The sequence below is a fragment of the Streptomyces sp. SolWspMP-5a-2 genome (genome assembly GCF_900091845.1).
Classification (GTDB): domain Bacteria; phylum Actinomycetota; class Actinomycetes; order Streptomycetales; family Streptomycetaceae; genus Streptomyces; species Streptomyces doudnae.
The window spans coordinates 22,554-38,407 of sequence record NZ_FMCI01000251.1; the positions used below are offsets into that span (position 1 = coordinate 22,554).

The 15,854-nt window shown below is 70.9% G+C and carries 15 protein-coding genes; 10 read left to right on the forward strand and 5 right to left on the reverse strand.

The features are described 5' to 3' along the window. Positions 1–32: 32 nt before the first annotated feature. On the reverse strand, positions 33–953 hold the full coding sequence (locus GA0115242_RS25430; protein WP_093832327.1) for a Yip1 family protein: 921 nt from the start codon (positions 951–953) through the stop codon (positions 33–35). A 246-nt stretch (positions 954–1,199) separates the two neighbouring features. On the opposite strand from GA0115242_RS25430, the gene GA0115242_RS25435 reads away from it, so the two are divergent. Next, complete coding sequence (locus tag GA0115242_RS25435; RefSeq protein WP_093832329.1) at positions 1,200–1,625, forward strand: VOC family protein; 426 nt, start codon at positions 1,200–1,202, stop codon at positions 1,623–1,625. Between the two features lie 92 nt (positions 1,626–1,717). Here GA0115242_RS25435 and GA0115242_RS25440 read toward each other — a convergent pair whose 3' ends face one another. Next, a complete protein-coding gene (locus GA0115242_RS25440) occupies positions 1,718–4,009 on the reverse strand; it encodes a (Fe-S)-binding protein (RefSeq protein ID WP_093832331.1) in 2,292 nt (763 codons plus the stop codon). 224 nt (positions 4,010–4,233) lie between these two features. Between GA0115242_RS25440 and GA0115242_RS25445 the strand changes: the two genes are divergently transcribed. The 7 genes from GA0115242_RS25445 (at position 4,234) to GA0115242_RS25475 (ending at position 12,403) form a co-directional block, all read left to right on the forward strand. Further along, positions 4,234–5,262: an MraY family glycosyltransferase gene (locus tag GA0115242_RS25445; protein ID WP_093832333.1), complete on the forward strand. Its 1,029-nt coding sequence runs from the start codon at positions 4,234–4,236 to the stop codon at positions 5,260–5,262. Positions 5,263–5,356: 94 nt separating this feature from the next. After that, positions 5,357–7,207 (forward strand): molecular chaperone DnaK, encoded by a 1,851-nt coding sequence (gene dnaK, locus GA0115242_RS25450; protein WP_093832335.1) that lies wholly within the window; start codon positions 5,357–5,359, stop codon positions 7,205–7,207. Continuing rightward, positions 7,204–7,854: a nucleotide exchange factor GrpE gene (gene grpE / locus GA0115242_RS25455; protein WP_093832337.1), complete on the forward strand. Its 651-nt coding sequence runs from the start codon at positions 7,204–7,206 to the stop codon at positions 7,852–7,854. The genes dnaK and grpE overlap by 4 nt, the downstream gene beginning before the upstream one ends. Before the next feature lie 33 nt (positions 7,855–7,887). After that, a complete protein-coding gene (dnaJ, locus tag GA0115242_RS25460) occupies positions 7,888–9,078 on the forward strand; it encodes a molecular chaperone DnaJ (protein ID WP_093832339.1) in 1,191 nt (396 codons plus the stop codon). A 5-nt stretch (positions 9,079–9,083) separates the two neighbouring features. Continuing rightward, a complete protein-coding gene (locus GA0115242_RS25465) occupies positions 9,084–9,536 on the forward strand; it encodes a heat shock protein transcriptional repressor HspR (RefSeq protein WP_093832341.1) in 453 nt (150 codons plus the stop codon). A gap of 399 nt (positions 9,537–9,935) precedes the next feature. Then, positions 9,936–11,042, forward strand: coding sequence for a sugar ABC transporter substrate-binding protein (locus tag GA0115242_RS25470; RefSeq protein ID WP_093832403.1), 1,107 nt, complete (start codon positions 9,936–9,938; stop codon positions 11,040–11,042). Positions 11,043–11,371: 329 nt separating this feature from the next. Beyond that, the gene (locus tag GA0115242_RS25475) at positions 11,372–12,403 is read left to right on the forward strand and encodes a helix-turn-helix transcriptional regulator (RefSeq protein ID WP_093832343.1); all 1,032 of its coding nucleotides are present in this window, start codon (positions 11,372–11,374) and stop codon (positions 12,401–12,403) included. On the opposite strand, the gene GA0115242_RS25480 is transcribed toward GA0115242_RS25475, so the two are convergent. Continuing rightward, positions 12,366–13,340 (reverse strand): helix-turn-helix domain-containing protein, encoded by a 975-nt coding sequence (locus GA0115242_RS25480; protein WP_093832345.1) that lies wholly within the window; start codon positions 13,338–13,340, stop codon positions 12,366–12,368. The genes GA0115242_RS25475 and GA0115242_RS25480 overlap by 38 nt on opposite strands. A gap of 25 nt (positions 13,341–13,365) precedes the next feature. Then, complete coding sequence (locus GA0115242_RS25485; RefSeq protein ID WP_237549302.1) at positions 13,366–14,301, reverse strand: helix-turn-helix transcriptional regulator; 936 nt, start codon at positions 14,299–14,301, stop codon at positions 13,366–13,368. A 190-nt stretch (positions 14,302–14,491) separates the two neighbouring features. Between GA0115242_RS25485 and GA0115242_RS41880 the strand changes: the two genes are divergently transcribed. Then, the gene (locus GA0115242_RS41880; protein ID WP_237549303.1) at positions 14,492–14,797 is read left to right on the forward strand and encodes a hypothetical protein; all 306 of its coding nucleotides are present in this window, start codon (positions 14,492–14,494) and stop codon (positions 14,795–14,797) included. Continuing rightward, on the forward strand, positions 14,794–15,129 hold the full coding sequence (locus GA0115242_RS25495; protein ID WP_093832349.1) for a hypothetical protein: 336 nt from the start codon (positions 14,794–14,796) through the stop codon (positions 15,127–15,129). The genes GA0115242_RS41880 and GA0115242_RS25495 overlap by 4 nt, the downstream gene beginning before the upstream one ends. A 148-nt stretch (positions 15,130–15,277) precedes the next feature. On the opposite strand, the gene GA0115242_RS25500 is transcribed toward GA0115242_RS25495, so the two are convergent. Next, positions 15,278–15,691: a pyridoxamine 5'-phosphate oxidase family protein gene (locus tag GA0115242_RS25500; protein ID WP_093832351.1), complete on the reverse strand. Its 414-nt coding sequence runs from the start codon at positions 15,689–15,691 to the stop codon at positions 15,278–15,280. Between the last annotated feature and the right edge of the window lie 163 nt (positions 15,692–15,854).

Genomic DNA, 15,854 nt, shown 5'->3' on the forward strand with positions numbered 1-15,854 from the left:
CCGGAGGACGCCCCCGCACCCCCCAGGAACCCCTAGAACGTCCCCAGCTTCACGATCGACAGCAGTGCGATCAGCTGGATCGCCGACGCGCCGAGCGCCTTCGGCCAGGGCAGGTCGTGGGAGCGGTTGACCATCATGGTCAGCAGCGCCCCCGCCGCCACCCAGGTCGCCCAGCCGAGGGCCTGGACGAACGTCGCGTCGCCGCCGAAGAACATGGCGAAGACCAGGCGCGGCGCGTCCGTGAGGGACGCGATCAGCATGGAGAGGCCGACCGTGGGCTGCCACGCGCCGTCGCCGCCGAGCTGGCGGGCGAGGGTGTGGGTGACCACGCCGAGCACGAAGAACGACAGCACCATCGCCACCGCCGTCGTCAGCACGATCGGCACCGCGTTGGCGAGCGTCGCGTTGATGGCGTCGGCGCGGGCGCCGTCGAAGCCGAAGACGGCGAGCAGGCCGTAGAGGAACGTCACGATCAGGGCCGGGCCCCACATCGTGTAGTCCCGCATGCGCACGAAGGTCGGCGCGGGGGAGAGGACGATCCCGCGCAGCAGTTCCTTCCAGCGCAGCCGCGGACCGGTGGGGCCCGCGGGGGCGGCGGCGCCCGCCTGGTAGGTCCCGCCCTGGGTGTAGTCCTGCTGGTAGCCGCCGGGGCCGCCCTGGTGGTAGCCCTCCTCGTCCACCGAGAAGGACTGGGTGTGGCCCGGGTTGTTCGCGGCGTACGGGTCGGGGCCCGCCTGCTGCGGGTAGCCGCCGTCGCCGAAGTACTCCGGCTCCCCCTGCCCGGCGTAGCCGCCGCCGTGTCCGTACTGCTGCTGCCCCGGGTACGGCTGGGGTGCCGGGGGATAGCCGTACGACTGTCCCTGCGGTGCCTGCTGCCCGTACGCGGGGTTGTGCGGTCGCGTCTGCGGGGTGCCGTTGTTCCGCTCGCCCCGTCCCATCCTGAATCCAGCCACCCGTCGAACGTACCTGGTCCCGCTCCGTCCCGCCCCGGACCCGGCCTCCCGCGCCCGCCTTTGCTGCCGAGCTGTGACATCCCCTAGGGGGCGCGGCACCCGACCCCGCAGGGGACTGGCCCGCGGCCCGACAGGCCCTGGGGCAGGGGGTGTTGGGGAGGGGCGGGGGTGCCGGAAGAGGCGGGGGGCGGCGGCACGCGCGCGGGCTGGTCTGCGGGTCCTCGCGCGGCGGGGCACAGTGGAGGGATGGACATGGACGGTGTGAGTCTTCTGGCAAGGGGACGGGTGACGACGCGGCTGCCCGCCCAGGACCTCGACCGGGCCCGGCGCTTCTACGCCGAGGTCCTGGGGCTCGACCCGGTCGACGAGCGGCCCGGCGGGCTGCTGTACCGGTGCGGGGTGACGGACTTCGTGGTCTTCGCCTCGACCGGCGCCTCCCCCGGCACCTTCACGCAGATGGCCTGGGAGGTCGAGGACCTCGACCGGGTGGTCGGCGAACTCCGGTCCAGGGGGGTGGAGTTCGAGGAGGTCGAGACCCCCGCCATCCGCACCGCGGACGGCATCGCCGAGATCGAGGGCAACTACCCGAGCAAGGGCGCGCACGGTGAGCGGGGCGCCTGGTTCCGCGACAGCGAGGGCAACCTCATCGGCCTCGGGGAGCCCCTGCGCTGAGCCGCCCCGGCCGGGAGACGGCCGTGCCCCCGCCGGGGTGACCGGCGGGGGCACGGGACGTGCTCGGGACGTGCCCGGGATGTCGCGGAGGGCTACTTCGCCGGTTCCGGCTCCGGCGCGTCCTCGGGGGCGGACTCGCCCGCCGGGGGCGGGGTGTCGGAGGGCGTCTTCACGGACTCGAGGAGGAGCTGGGAGACGTCCACGACCTGGACGGACTCCTTGGCCTTGCCGTCGTTCTTCTTGCCGTTGACCGAGTCGGTCAGCATGACGAGGCAGAACGGGCAGGCGGTGGAGACGATGTCCGGGTCGAGGGAGAGGGCCTCGTCGACGCGCTCGTTGTTGATGCGCTTGCCGATCCGCTCCTCCATCCACATCCGCGCGCCGCCCGCGCCGCAGCAGAAGCCGCGCTCCTTGTGGCGGTGCATCTCCTCGTTGCGCAGACCCGGGACGCTCGCGATGATCTCGCGCGGCGGGGTGTAGATCTTGTTGTGCCGCCCCAGGTAGCAGGGGTCGTGGTAGGTGATGAGTCCCTCGACCGGGGTGACCGGGACCAGCTTGCCCTCGTCGACGAGGTGCTGGAGGAGCTGGGTGTGGTGGACGACCTCGTAGTCGCCGCCGAGCTGCGGGTACTCGTTGCCGAGGGTGTTGAGGCAGTGCGGGCAGGTCGCGACGATCTTCTTCGCGGAGCGCGGTTTCGCCGACTCCGGCAGCACCGTGCCCTCGTCGTCGGTCTCCTCGCCGAAGGCCATGTTGAGCGCGGCCACGTTCTCCGCGCCCAGCTCCTGGAAGAGGGGCTCGTTGCCGAGGCGGCGGGCGGAGTCGCCGGTGCACTTCTCGTCGCCGCCCATGATCGCGAACTTGACGCCCGCGATGTGCAGGAGTTCGGCGAAGGCCTTGGTGGTCTTCTTCGCGCGGTCCTCCAGGGCGCCCGCGCAGCCGACCCAGTAGAGGTACTCGACGTCGGTGAGGTCCTCGATGTCGCGGCCCACGACCGGGATCTCGAAGTCGACCTCCTTGGTCCACTCCAGGCGCTGCTTCTTGGCGAGCCCCCAGGGGTTGCCCTTCTTCTCCAGGTTCTTGAGCATCGTGCCCGCCTCGGACGGGAACGCGGACTCGATCATGACCTGGTAGCGGCGCATGTCGACGATGTGGTCGACGTGCTCGATGTCCACCGGGCACTGCTCGACGCAGGCGCCGCAGGTGGTGCAGGACCACAGGACGTCCGGGTCGATGACGCCGTTCTCCTCGGCGGTGCCGATGAGCGGGCGCTCCGCCTCGGCGAGGGCCGCCGCGGGGACGTCCGCGAGCTGCTCCTCGGTGGCCTTCTCCTCGCCCTCCATGGACTTGCCGCCGCCCGCGAGCAGGTAGGGCGCCTTGGCGTGGGCGTGGTCGCGCAGCGACATGATCAGGAGCTTCGGGGAGAGCGGCTTGCCGGTGTTCCAGGCCGGGCACTGCGACTGGCAGCGGCCGCACTCGGTGCAGGTGGAGAAGTCGAGCAGGCCCTTCCAGGAGAACTGCTCGACCTGGGAGACGCCGAAGACGTCGTCGTCGCCCGGGTCGGTGAAGTCGATCGGCTTCCCGCCGGAGGTCATCGGCAGCAGCGCGCCCAGCGCCGTGCCGCCCGCCGCGTCCCGCTTGAACCAGATGTTCGGGAAGGCGAGGAAGCGGTGCCAGGCGACGCCCATGTTGATGTTCAGCGACACCACGATCATCCACACGAAGGACGTGCCGATCTTGATCATCGCGGTGAGGTAGATCAGGTTCTGGAGCGCGCCGGTGCCCAGTCCCTTGAAGGCGAGGACCAGCGGGTACGAGGCGAAGTACGACGCCTCGTAGCCGTCGACGTGGTGGATCGCGCCCTCCAGGCCGCGCAGCACGTAGATGGCGAGGCCGATGGTGAGGATGACGTACTCGACGAAGTACGCCTGGCCGGACTTGGAGCCCGCGAAGCGGGACTTGCGGCCGGGGCGCGAGGGCAGGCTCAGCAGCCGGATCGTGATGAGCACGAGGATGCCGAGGACCGTCATCACGCCGATGAACTCGGTGTACATCTCGAACGGCGGGAAGTCGCCGATGACCGGCAGCACCCAGTCGGCCTTGAAGAGCTGGCCGAACGCCTGGGCGAGGGTCGGCGGCAGCGTGAGGAAGCCGACCGCGACGAACCAGTGGGCGAATCCGACGATGCCCCAGCGGTTCATCCGGGTGTGGCCGAGGAACTCCCGCACCAGGGTCACGCTGCGCTGGTAGGGGTTGTCGGTCCTGCTGCCCGCGGGCAGCGGCTGGCCGAGCTTGAAGTACCGGACGAACTGGCCGATCGCGCGTGCGATGAGCGCGACACCGACCACGGTCAGAACCAGCGACACGATGATCGCGGCGAGTTGCATGGGGGCTCCTCGGGCCTGCGAGGGGAGATCCGTCGTTCGGTGACGTCTCTCAACGTCATTACTAAGCGGTAACTTATGGGTTCGGTCCGAGACTACCCCCATCCCCGCTTCGCACTGTAGCGGGGCGCGGGGTGATCTCGGTCGCTGAGGGTTGCCTTAAGATCCGAAAAGATCTGAACGTGTTATTCGTACCGAATTGCGGCATTCACGCCTAATTTAGTTCCGTGCTCTACGGGATCGCCGCCGCCACCGCCGCCCTGTTCCTCGCCGCCGTCCTCACCGCCCTGCTCCGGCTGCCCGCCCGCCGCCTCGGCATGCTCGACCGCCGCAGGCAGCGCCCGGTGCCGCTGGCCGGCGGCCCCGCCGTCGCGCTCGCCTGCTGTCTGGTGGCGGGCGCCGGTGCCTGGACGGGCCTCGCGCCCCTCGGGCCCGGGATCGGCCGTCTGCTGGCGGCGGGCGCCGCCGTCGCCGCGCTCGGCCTGGTCGCCGACGTCCGCCGGATCAAGGCGCGGCTGCTGGTCGGCGGGACGGCGGTGGCGGCGGCCTGTGTGGTGCCGTACCGGGAGACCGGCCTGGCGGGCGGGCTGCTCGCCACCGGCTGGATCGTCTTCGTGGCCGTCTCCTTCAAGGCCCTCGACCACGCCGACGCGCTGGCCGGGACCACCGGGGTGGTGACCGCCTTCGCCGTCGGCGCCTGCGCGGCGGCCGACCTGATGGACGGGCTCGCGGTGCTGCTGAGCGTGCTGGCCGCCGCCCTGACCGGGTTCCTGATGCACAACTGGCACCCCGCGCGGGCGGCGCTCGGCGCCAGCGGCTCGCTGTTCGCCGGGTTCGTGCTGGCCGCCGCCGCCGTGCACGCCCGCGCCGGGCAGGGGATCGCGGGCAGCGCGGGCGTGCTCTTCGCGCTCACCGCCCTGTCCACCGCCGACGTCCTGCTCGTGGTGCTCTCCCGGCGGCTGGCGGGACGCCCGCTGCTGCGCAGCGGCCCCGACCACCTCGCGCACCGGCTGCGGCGGCTCGGGCTGACCCCGCAGGGGGTGACCGTGCTGCTCGGGCTCGGCGGCTTCGCGGGCGTCCTCGTCGGGGTGCTCGCGCACCTCGGGTGGATCGCCGGGTCCGGCGGACTCTGGGCGGTCGCGGGCGCCGTCACCCTCGGCGTGGTCGTCTTCGCGCTGCTGCGCATCCCCGTGTACGGGCCGCGACGCTCGGTGTCGACGCAGGTCAGAGGCCAGTTGCGTGTAAGGAACGGATAAGAGTTGAGCGGGGTGGACTCAGGTCTGTTGACCGCATGGCCGCCGTCGTGCACACTTGAGTCCGTTCCACTCAAGTCAGCTGGAGGAATTCACCATGGCACGTGCGGTCGGCATCGACCTGGGCACGACAAACTCCGTCGTCAGCGTTCTCGAAGGCGGCGAGCCCACCGTCATCACCAACGCAGAGGGCGCCAGGACCACGCCGTCCGTCGTCGCCTTCGCCAAGAACGGCGAGGTCCTCGTCGGTGAGGTCGCCAAGCGGCAGGCCGTCACCAACGTCGACCGGACCATCCGCTCCGTGAAGCGCCACATGGGCACGGACTGGAAGATCGAGCTGGACGGCAAGAGCTTCAACCCGCAGCAGATGAGCGCCTTCATCCTGCAGAAGCTCAAGCGCGACGCGGAGGCCTACCTGGGCGAGAAGGTGGCCGACGCGGTCATCACCGTCCCGGCGTACTTCAACGACTCCGAGCGCCAGGCGACCAAGGAGGCCGGTGAGATCGCCGGTCTGAACGTCCTGCGCATCGTCAACGAGCCGACCGCCGCGGCGCTGGCCTACGGCCTCGACAAGGACGAGCAGGTCATCCTCGTCTTCGACCTCGGTGGCGGCACCTTCGACGTGTCCCTCCTGGAGATCGGCGACGGCGTCGTCGAGGTGAAGGCCACCAACGGCGACAACCACCTCGGTGGTGACGACTGGGACCAGCGCGTCGTCGACTACCTGGTGCAGCAGTTCAAGTCGGGCCACGGCGTGGACCTCGGCAAGGACAAGATGGCGCTCCAGCGCCTGCGCGAGGCCGCCGAGAAGGCGAAGATCGAGCTGTCCTCGTCCTCCGAGACGTCGATCAACCTGCCCTACATCACCGCCTCCGCCGAGGGCCCCCTGCACCTCGACGAGAAGCTCACCCGCGCCCAGTTCCAGCAGCTGACCGCGGACCTCCTGGAGCGCTGCAAGACGCCGTTCCACAACGTCATCAAGGACGCCGGCATCTCGCTCAGCGAGATCGACCACGTCGTCCTCGTCGGCGGCTCCACCCGCATGCCCGCCGTCGCCGAGCTCGTCAAGGAGCTGACCGGCGGCAAGGAGGCCAACAAGGGTGTGAACCCGGACGAGGTCGTCGCCATCGGCGCCTCGCTCCAGGCCGGTGTCCTCAAGGGTGAGGTCAAGGACGTCCTGCTCCTCGACGTGACCCCGCTGTCCCTCGGCATCGAGACCAAGGGCGGCATCATGACCAAGCTGATCGAGCGCAACACGACGATCCCGACGAAGCGTTCGGAGATCTTCACGACGGCCGAGGACAACCAGCCGTCGGTGCAGATCCAGGTCTACCAGGGCGAGCGCGAGATCGCGGCCTACAACAAGAAGCTCGGGATGTTCGAGCTGACCGGTCTGCCCCCGGCGCCCCGCGGCGTCCCGCAGATCGAGGTGTCCTTCGACATCGACGCCAACGGCATCATGCACGTGACCGCCAAGGACCTGGGCACGGGCAAGGAACAGAAGATGACCGTCACCGGCGGCTCCTCGCTGGCGAAGGACGAGGTCGACCGGATGCGCCAGGAGGCCGAGCAGTACGCGGAGGAGGACCACCGCCGCCGCGAGGCCGCCGAGACCCGCAACCAGGGCGAGCAGCTCGTCTACCAGACCGAGAAGTTCCTCAAGGACAACGAGGACAAGGTCCCGGGCGAGATCAAGACCGAGGTCGAGGGCGCGATCGCCGAGCTGAAGGAGACGCTCAAGGGCGAGGACACCGCCGAGATCCGCACCGCCACCGAGAAGGTCGCGGCCGTCTCGCAGAAGCTCGGCCAGGCCATGTACGCCGACGCGCAGGCCGCGCAGGCGGCGGGCGGGGCCGAGGGCGGCGCCGAGCAGCCCAAGGCCGACGACGACGTCGTCGACGCGGAGATCGTGGACGACGAGCGTCCCCGTAAGGACGGTGCCGCGTGACCGAGGAGACCCCGGGCTTCGAGGAGAAGCCCGACGTCCCCTCCGGCGCCACCTCCGACGACGCCGAGCCGGCGGCCGCCCCCGCGGAGGGGGCGGCCCCGGCCGGGGACGCTAACGACGCACAGCTGGCCGGTCTGACCGCCCAGCTCGACCAGGTGCGCACGGCGCTCGGTGAGCGCACGGCGGACCTCCAGCGGCTGCAGGCCGAGTACCAGAACTACCGTCGCCGGGTCGAGCGGGACCGGGTCACAGTGAAGGAGATCGCCGTCGCGAACCTCCTCACCGAGCTGCTGCCCGTCCTGGACGACATCGGCCGGGCCCGGGAGCACGGCGAACTGCTCGGCGGCTTCAAGTCCGTCGCGGAGTCGCTGGAGACCGTCGCGGCCAAGCTCGGGCTCCAGCAGTTCGGCAAGGAGGGCGAGCCCTTCGACCCGACGATCCACGAGGCGCTGATGCACAGCTACGCGCCGGACGTGACCGAGACGACCTGCGTGGCGATCCTCCAGCCCGGGTATCGCATCGGCGAGCGCACCATCCGCCCCGCGCGGGTGGCGGTCGCCGAACCCCAGCCGGGGGCGGCTCCCGCCAAGGCCGAGGAAGGCTCCGAGGCCGGCGACGACAAGGACGACAGCCCTGAGAAGGGCTGACGCGGACACCGAGCGGAAGGAGGGACGTCGGGGATGAGCACCAAGGACTTCATCGAGAAGGACTACTACAAGGTCCTCGGCGTCCCCAAGGACGCCACCGAGGCGGAGATCAAGAAGGCGTACCGGAAGCTCGCCCGCGAGTTCCACCCGGACGCCAACAAGGGAAACGCACGGGCCGAGGAGCGCTTCAAGGAGATCTCCGAGGCGAACGACGTCCTCGGAGACGCGAAGAAGCGCAAGGAGTACGACGAGGCACGCGCCCTCTTCGGCAACGGCGGATACCGCGCCGGGCCGGGCGGGGCCAACGGCGGCAGCTACAACTTCGACTTCGGCGACCTCTTCGGAGGCGGACCCCAGGGCGGCGGCCAGGGTTCGGGGGCGGGCGGCTTCGGCGGCGGGCTCGGCGACGTCTTCGGAGGGCTGTTCAACCGGGGTGGCGGCGGCGGTCCGCGCACCCAGCCGCGGCGCGGCCAGGACATCGAGTCCGAGGTGACCCTCAGCTTCACCGAGGCGATCGAGGGCGCGACGGTCCCGCTGCGGATGTCCTCCCAGGCCGCCTGCAAGGCGTGTTCGGGCACCGGCGACAAGAACGGCAACCCGCGGGTCTGCCCGACCTGCGTCGGCACCGGCCAGGTGGCGCGCGGTTCGGGCGGCGGCTTCTCGCTCACCGACCCGTGCCCCGACTGCAAGGGCCGCGGCCTGATCGCCGAGGAACCCTGCGACGTCTGCCACGGCAGCGGCCGGGCCAAGTCCTCGCGCACCATGCAGGTCCGCATCCCCGCCGGGGTGTCGGACGGGCAGCGCATCCGGCTGCGCGGCAAGGGCGCCCCGGGCGAGCGCGGCGGACCGGGCGGCGACCTGTACGTCACCGTGCACGTCGGCGCGCACCCGGTCTTCGGCCGCAAGGACGACAACCTGACGGTGACGGTCCCGGTGACGTTCGCCGAGGCCGCGCTCGGCGGCGAGATCAGGGTGCCCACCCTGGGCGGTCCGCCGGTCACCCTGAAGCTGCCGCCCGGCACGCCCAACGGCCGCACCATGCGGGCCCGCGGGAAGGGCGCCTTCCGCAAGGACGGCACCCGGGGCGATCTGCTGGTCACCGTCGAGGTGAGTGTTCCGACCGACGTGACGGGGAAGGCTCGTGACGCGCTGGAGGCGTATCGCGAGGCGACCGCGGGCGAGGATCCGCGGGCTGATCTGTTCCAGGCCGCGAAGGGAGCTTGATCGAGATGGACGGCCGTCGACGCAATCCGTATGAACTGACGGAGGAGACCCCGGTCTACGTCATCTCGGTGGCGGCCCAGCTCTCCGGACTGCACCCGCAGACCTTGCGCCAGTACGACCGCCTGGGGCTGGTCTCCCCCGACCGCACCCCCGGGCGGGGCCGTCGCTACTCGGCCCGTGACATCGAACTGCTCCGCCAGGTGCAGCAGTTGTCGCAGGACGAGGGCGTCAACCTGGCCGGCATCAAGCGGATCATCGAACTGGAGAACCAGGTGATCGCGCTTCAGCAGCGCGTCGCCGAACTCCAGTCCGCGGTGGACGGCGCCGCGGCGACCATGCGCCAGCGCGAGGCCGCGGTGCACGCCTCCTACCGGCGGGACCTGGTCCCGTACCAGGAGGTGCACCAGTCGAGCGCGCTGGTGGTGTGGCGGCCCAAGCGCCAGCAGTCCACGGACTGACCCGATGTGCGAGAAGGGCCCGGAGGTTCACCCGAACCTCCGGGCCCTTCGCCGTTCCGCCGCGCGGCCCGGACACCCCGCGCGGCCGCCGGGGAGCCCGGTGCGGTGCGGACGTCGGGGAGCCCGGTGCGGTGCGGACGTCGAGGTCGGGCGGGGTGTGGCTGATTTCTTTCGGCCTTCCGCTCGACCACCGCAACGGCGGCCCACTGTTGTATGGAGAGTCAGTAAAGGCCCTGCGGAGATGGTTACTTGACTGCTCCACATCCCTACGGAACGTGCCGTTGCCCACTCGTTAAGTGATTCCGCTTGACGCCCGGGGGCGAATCCGCGTTGGCTTTTCAGTCATCTGGGCCGCACAGCTGCGCCCGCGTCCGGAAGGCACCAGAAGTGATCACCCCCATGCGCCGTACCGCCATAGCCGTGGCCGCGTCCACGCTGACCTTCTCGCTGACCGCCTGCGGAGCGCTGAACGTCTCGGGGGACAGCAGCTCGGCGAGCCCGACCAAGGGCGACGACGTCACCATCGGCCTGCTCCTGCCGGAGAAGGCCAACACCCGGTACGAGGACTTCGACTACCCGATCATCAAGGAGAAGGTGGCCTCCCTCACCGACGACCGGGGCAAGGTCGACTACGCCAACGCCGACCAGGACGCCGACAAGCAGGCGACCCAGATGCAGCGGATGATCGACGACAAGGTCGACATCATCCTGCTGGACGCCGTGGACTCGCACGCCATCGCCGCCCAGGTCACCAAGGCCAAGGAGGCCGGCATCCCGGTCATCGCCTACGACCGGCTCGCCGAGGGCCCCATCGACGCGTACATCTCGTTCGACAACGAACTCGTCGGCGAGGTGCAGGGCCGCACCCTGATGGACGCGCTCGGCCAGGGCTCGGACACCTCCGCCAAGATCGTCATGATGAACGGCTCGCCGACCGACCCCAACGCCAAGCAGTTCAAGGCGGGCGCGATGTCCGAGCTGAACGGCAAGGTGACGATCGCCCGGTCCTACGACACCAAGGACTGGAAGCCGGAGAACGCCGAGGCCAACATGACGGCCGCGATCAGCGCCCTCGGCAAGGACAACATCGCCGGGGTCTACTCCGCCAACGACGGCATGGCCGGAGGCATCCTCAAGGCCCTCCAGAGCGCCGGGGTGACCGACCTGCCGCCGATCACCGGCCAGGACGCCGAACTGGCCGCGGTGCAGCGGATCGTCGCCGGTGAGCAGTACATGAGCGTCTACAAGTCGTACCCGCAGGAGGCCGAGGCCGCCGCGCAGATGGCCGTCGCCAAGGTCCGCGGCCACGACATCCAGTTCGACGCGCTCACCCAGGACACGGTCGACAGCCCCACCGCCAAGGAGATCCCGGCGCAGCTCGTCACCGTGACCGCGCTGACGAAGAAGAACATCAAGTCGACGGTCGTCTCGGACGGCATCTACAAGATCGCCGACATCTGCGCCGGGAAGTACAAGGCGTCCTGCGCCGCCATCGGCCTCAACTGACCGCCCCCGCAGCCGGGTTCGCGCCACCGTGCGCGCGCCCGCCGTGCGCGGTACGTCCCGTTCCGAGGGCCTGGATCCAGCCAACCGGACGGCCCTCCTCCGTAGTTCGCGCCCGCTCGCACGCCGGGGCGCGCGGCATCGACCGACGCGCCCCGAAACGGGCAGCCACCCCCGTCAGGTTGTTGCAAGTCGGCCGACGGAGGCCCGTACATACCCGTACACACCAGTGGATTGCGCTGCCCGACCCGGCCCGACCCGTGTTGCGGAGCCGGGTGTGTCCGCGCATAGTTGCGCTGCGGAAGACGCGGGAACCGGGGGTGAAATGGGCGATGGCCGGGCACGGGACGGAGGAGCATCCGCACGGTGCCGACCGGCTCTGCGACGCCGGGGACCGCGTGTACTCCCGGGCCGTACGGCGGGGCAGGCTGCCGCGCCGCGACGCCGAGCCGGTGCCGTGCCTGCTCGAACTGGCGCTGCTGCACCCCGATCCCGACGACATGGACTGGCTGGTGCCGACCTCCCCGCAGGAGGTCATGACCCGGCTGCTGCGCGGGGTGCACGACGAGGTCTCCGCCAGCCAGCGCCGGGTGGGCTCGGCGGTCGCCGCCTTCGAGTGGTACGCCGCGCTCGGCCCGACCGAACGCCCGGGGGCCGGTGAGGGCGCCGCCATCCGCGTCCTCGACGGACTCGCGCGCATCCAGGCCGCGATGGACGAGGCGACCGAGGCGTGCACCCGCGAGGTGCTCACCGTGCAGCCGGGCGGCATCCGCCCCGAGCACGAACTGACCGAGGGACTGCACCGGGCCCTGGCCCTGCGCGCCCGGGGCGTGCGCATGAAGGACCTCTACACGCACGTCGCCCGGCACGGGCACGGCCTGCTCAACTACCTGGAGCTGATGGGCGACGCGGTGGAGGCCAGGAGCCTCGACGAGGTCATCGACCGGCTCATCCTGTTCGACCGCACGGTGGCGTTCATCCCCGCCAACGCCGACCGCACCCTCGCCCTCGAACTGCGCCACCCGGCCCTGGTCGGCTACCTCGCCACCACCTTCGACCGGCTGTGGCGGCTGGCGATCCCGCTGACCGCGCCGCTGCCCGACACCGGCATCGAGGGCATCTCACACCGCGAGCAGTCCATCGCCGCGCTGCTCGCCGAGGGCCACCAGGACGCGGTGATCGCCGAGCGGCTGGGGATCAGCGTGCGCACCTGCCGGGCCCACATCGCCCGGCTCTCGGAGACCCTCGGCGCGGCCAGCCGCACCCAACTCGGCGTCCGGATAGCCCAGGTGGGCCTGGAGGGGCCGCGCGACCCGGCGGAGCGGGTCAGTCTTCCTGATCAAGGATCCCCGACCGTCCGATGAGGTAGCCGAGCTGGGCCCGGCTCTCGCTGCCCAGGGTCGCCGCGAGTTTGGCGATGTGCACCCGGGCGGTCCTGACGTTCATCCCGAGCCGGTCCGCGATGACGGCGTCGGTGTGGCCCTCCACCAGCAGCACCGCTATCGCCCGCTGCCGGGCCGTCACCGGGCCGCGGGCGGGCGGCGCGGCGGCCCGCGGGTGCATCGGGACGGCCAGCGGCCAGAGCCGTTCGAAGGTGGTCGTCAGGTAGTCGACCAGCGGGCGGTGGCGCAGTTCGAGGGCGAGGGTGCGCTCCGGGTTGGCGGGGATGAACGCGACCGTGCGGTCGACGACGATGAGCCGGTCGGGCACCTCGTCCAGGGTGCGGACCTCGACGTCCCCCTCCAGGAGTTCGTAGTGGGCGAGGACGGCCGGGTCGTGGCGGGTGGTGTGCTGGTAGAGCGTCCGCATCCGGCCGCCCCGGTCGAGCAGCTCCTGCTCCTTCGGCAGCACGAGCGCCAGCATCGACGCGGGCCGCTTGCCGCCCGGCTGGACGGTGAGGACCTCCTCGTCGGCGCGCAGGACGGCGTGCCCGATCGCGTCGTTGATCCGGTCGGCTCCGCTGAGCAGGGTGATGCCGGGGGCGTCGGCCGCGTCCGAGGTGCCCGCGCCCAGCTCCAGGAGGGGCTCGAACGCCTCCGCGAGCCGGGTCTCGGCCCGGCGTCTGCGGGCGACGTCCTCGGCGGCGGTGCGCAGCAGCCTGGGCAGCGCCAGGGCGGGCGGCACCGGGCGCAGCCAGTGCGGGGCGTCCAGGTCGGGGCGGAGCAGCCCGGTGTGCAGCACGCACGGCACCGGGGCGGCCTCGGGTTCGGGGACCCGGCCCTCCCGCAGGGCGCGGGCGTACAGGGCGAGGCCCGCCGCGCACGGCTCGCCGGTGCTGTGCGGGTGCGCCGGTGGCGTCACGGCTGTCTCACTTCGTCTCCCGGGGTCAGGGTTCCTGCCTCAGAATCCCCGACTGGGCTATGAGGTAGCCGAGCTGGGCGCGGCTGCCGCTGCCCAGGGCGCTGGCGAGCTTGGCGATGTGGGCGCGGCAGGTGCGCACGTTCATGCCGAGGCGCCGGGCGATGGCCTCGTCGACGTGGCCCTCGATGAGGAGCTTGGCGATGGAGTGCTGGATCTCGGTGATGCCGTCGGGGGCGGTCTCGTAGGGGGCGCCCGCGCTGAGCGGGACGGCGCGGTCCCACATGAACTCGAAGAACTTGACGAGGTAGCGGACCAGGCCGGGGTGGCGCAGTTCGAGGGCGACCTGGCCGTCGTCGCTGATCGGGATGAAGGCGACCGTCTCGTCGCAGATGATGAGCCGCCCGACGAGTTCGTCGATGGTGCGGTACTCGACCTTGCCGCTGGCGAACTGGGCGACGTAGGCGAGCGTCTCCGGGCTGTGCCGGGCGGTGTGCTGGTAGAGGGTGCGGATGCGGCAGCCGCGTTCGATCAGCGGCCGGTCCCGCTCCAGACCCTGTACGAGCGTGTGTTCGAGACGACGGCGGCTCGGCTGGACGGTGAGCATCTCGGACTGGCACTGGGCGGTGGCCAGATCGAGCGCCGCGTTGATCCGGTCGATGCCCTCCAGGACGGTGATCGAGTGGGTGGTGGAGGAGACCTGGGCGCTCAGTGCCATGAATGGCTCGAAAGCCTCGGCCAGCTCCATCGACAGCCGGCGGTGCTGCGTGATCTCGTGCTCGATCGGGTTGACGCGTTGCGCCAGCGCGATCGACGGCGGCACCGGGCGGAGCCATTTGTCGTCGTCAGGGTCGGGGTGCAGGAGCGCGAACTCCATCAGGCAGGGCGCCGATTCCACGTCATCCCGGGCAATGCGCCCGGTGCGGAGGGCGTTGCCGTAGAGACGCGCGCCCTCGTCACACATGGCGGTCAGCGCATGAGGATGTGTCCGCTTAGTCTCGCTTGTGGCCAAATCTCCACCCCCCAGGGTCCTGAACGTGCAGGAACATGATGCATCGATTGTGTGGCCATGACGTGCCGGAATGGGCCATCGTCGTAGTCGACGGGGGAGAGGTGACCTTCAAATGAGGACGAAGCCGACTATGCATAAGAGAATGCTTCGCTCGGCGCTTGTCGCCGCCTTCTCCGTGGCTGTGGCCCTCGGCACGCTGACCGGCCTGGCGGGAACGAAGAGCGACACCCGCGCGGACAGTACCTGGCGCGCCACCGTGGCCGCGGCGGTGCCGGGAGACAGCACCTGGTTCGCGTCGGCCGCCGCCGTGCCCGGGGACAGCACCTGGGTGGTGCGGGCGTCCGACAGCCCCCAGGACGACAGCACCTGGGTGGTGACGGCGTCCGACCGGACGCAGGACGACAGCACCTGGAGCGTGGACGACAGCACCTGGGCCGTCGAGTCATGACCACGCCTCCCGACGACCGGTCCTTCCGTCGCGAGATGGCCACGGCCTACCGCTCCGGCTGGCACTTCATCGACCTGGTCACCGCGATCCCCCATCCGGGTGACTCGCTGATGGTGACGGTGTTCGGCGAGCCGGTGGTCGTGACGCGTGACGAGGATGAGGACGTACGGGCGTACCGGTGTCTGCGGCGGCCTCGGGGGGCGCCGCAGCCGGTGAGGTGTGCCATCCGGTACGGAATGATCTTTGTGAACCTTGATCAACGAGACCACAGGCTGGTGGAGCCGGAGGCCCCCACCCCGCGAACCATCTCAGCCACCCCCCGCAGTGCCTGACGCGATTCCCCCGTCGTAACAGATCGCTCAGGCGCTTCCCCCCGCAGCGGCGTCACCGTGACCTGAACACGGTGACGCCGCTGCAGTTTTGGGCCCTTCCGCACGGTCCCGACCGAGACGTCCCGCGCCCATGAGTGGCTGAAAACAATCAGCCGTGGCCCATGATCCGCGTCAGCCGGATCTCGATGACCACGCGGGCCGGGTTCGGCGACGGGACCCGGTGGTAGCGCTCCGTGTACCGGCGCTCCGCCTCCGCGACCGCGTCCGGCCCGGTCCGCACCTCGGCCACCCCCTCCAGCGTCGCCCAGCGCCGCCCGTCGACCTGGCACACCGCGACCCGCGCGCCGCCGGGCCCGGCCGCCAGGATGTTGCGCACCTTCCGGCTCGCCGATCCGGCGATGACCCGCGCGAGCCCCGCCTCCGGGTCGTAGGTGACCCCCACCGGCACCACGTGCGGGCTGCCGTCCGGGCGCGGGGTGGTCAGCGTGCACAGATGCCGTTCACGCCAGAAGTCGAGGTACGCGGGGTCGGGAGCGCCGGGGTGCTGCGCGGGGGTCGCCATGGCCGGAACCTAGCCGACGCGGGGGCCCGCCGGTCGGGGCACGGCGCGGAAAATCACCGGAACGGGGTCCGACCCTGCCTTGAGCGGAATAGACTCAACTTTGTGTACGCTGACTGAGTCAGCAAGGGACCAGCAGGAGCGGCAGCAGGAGGAGAGAACGAAC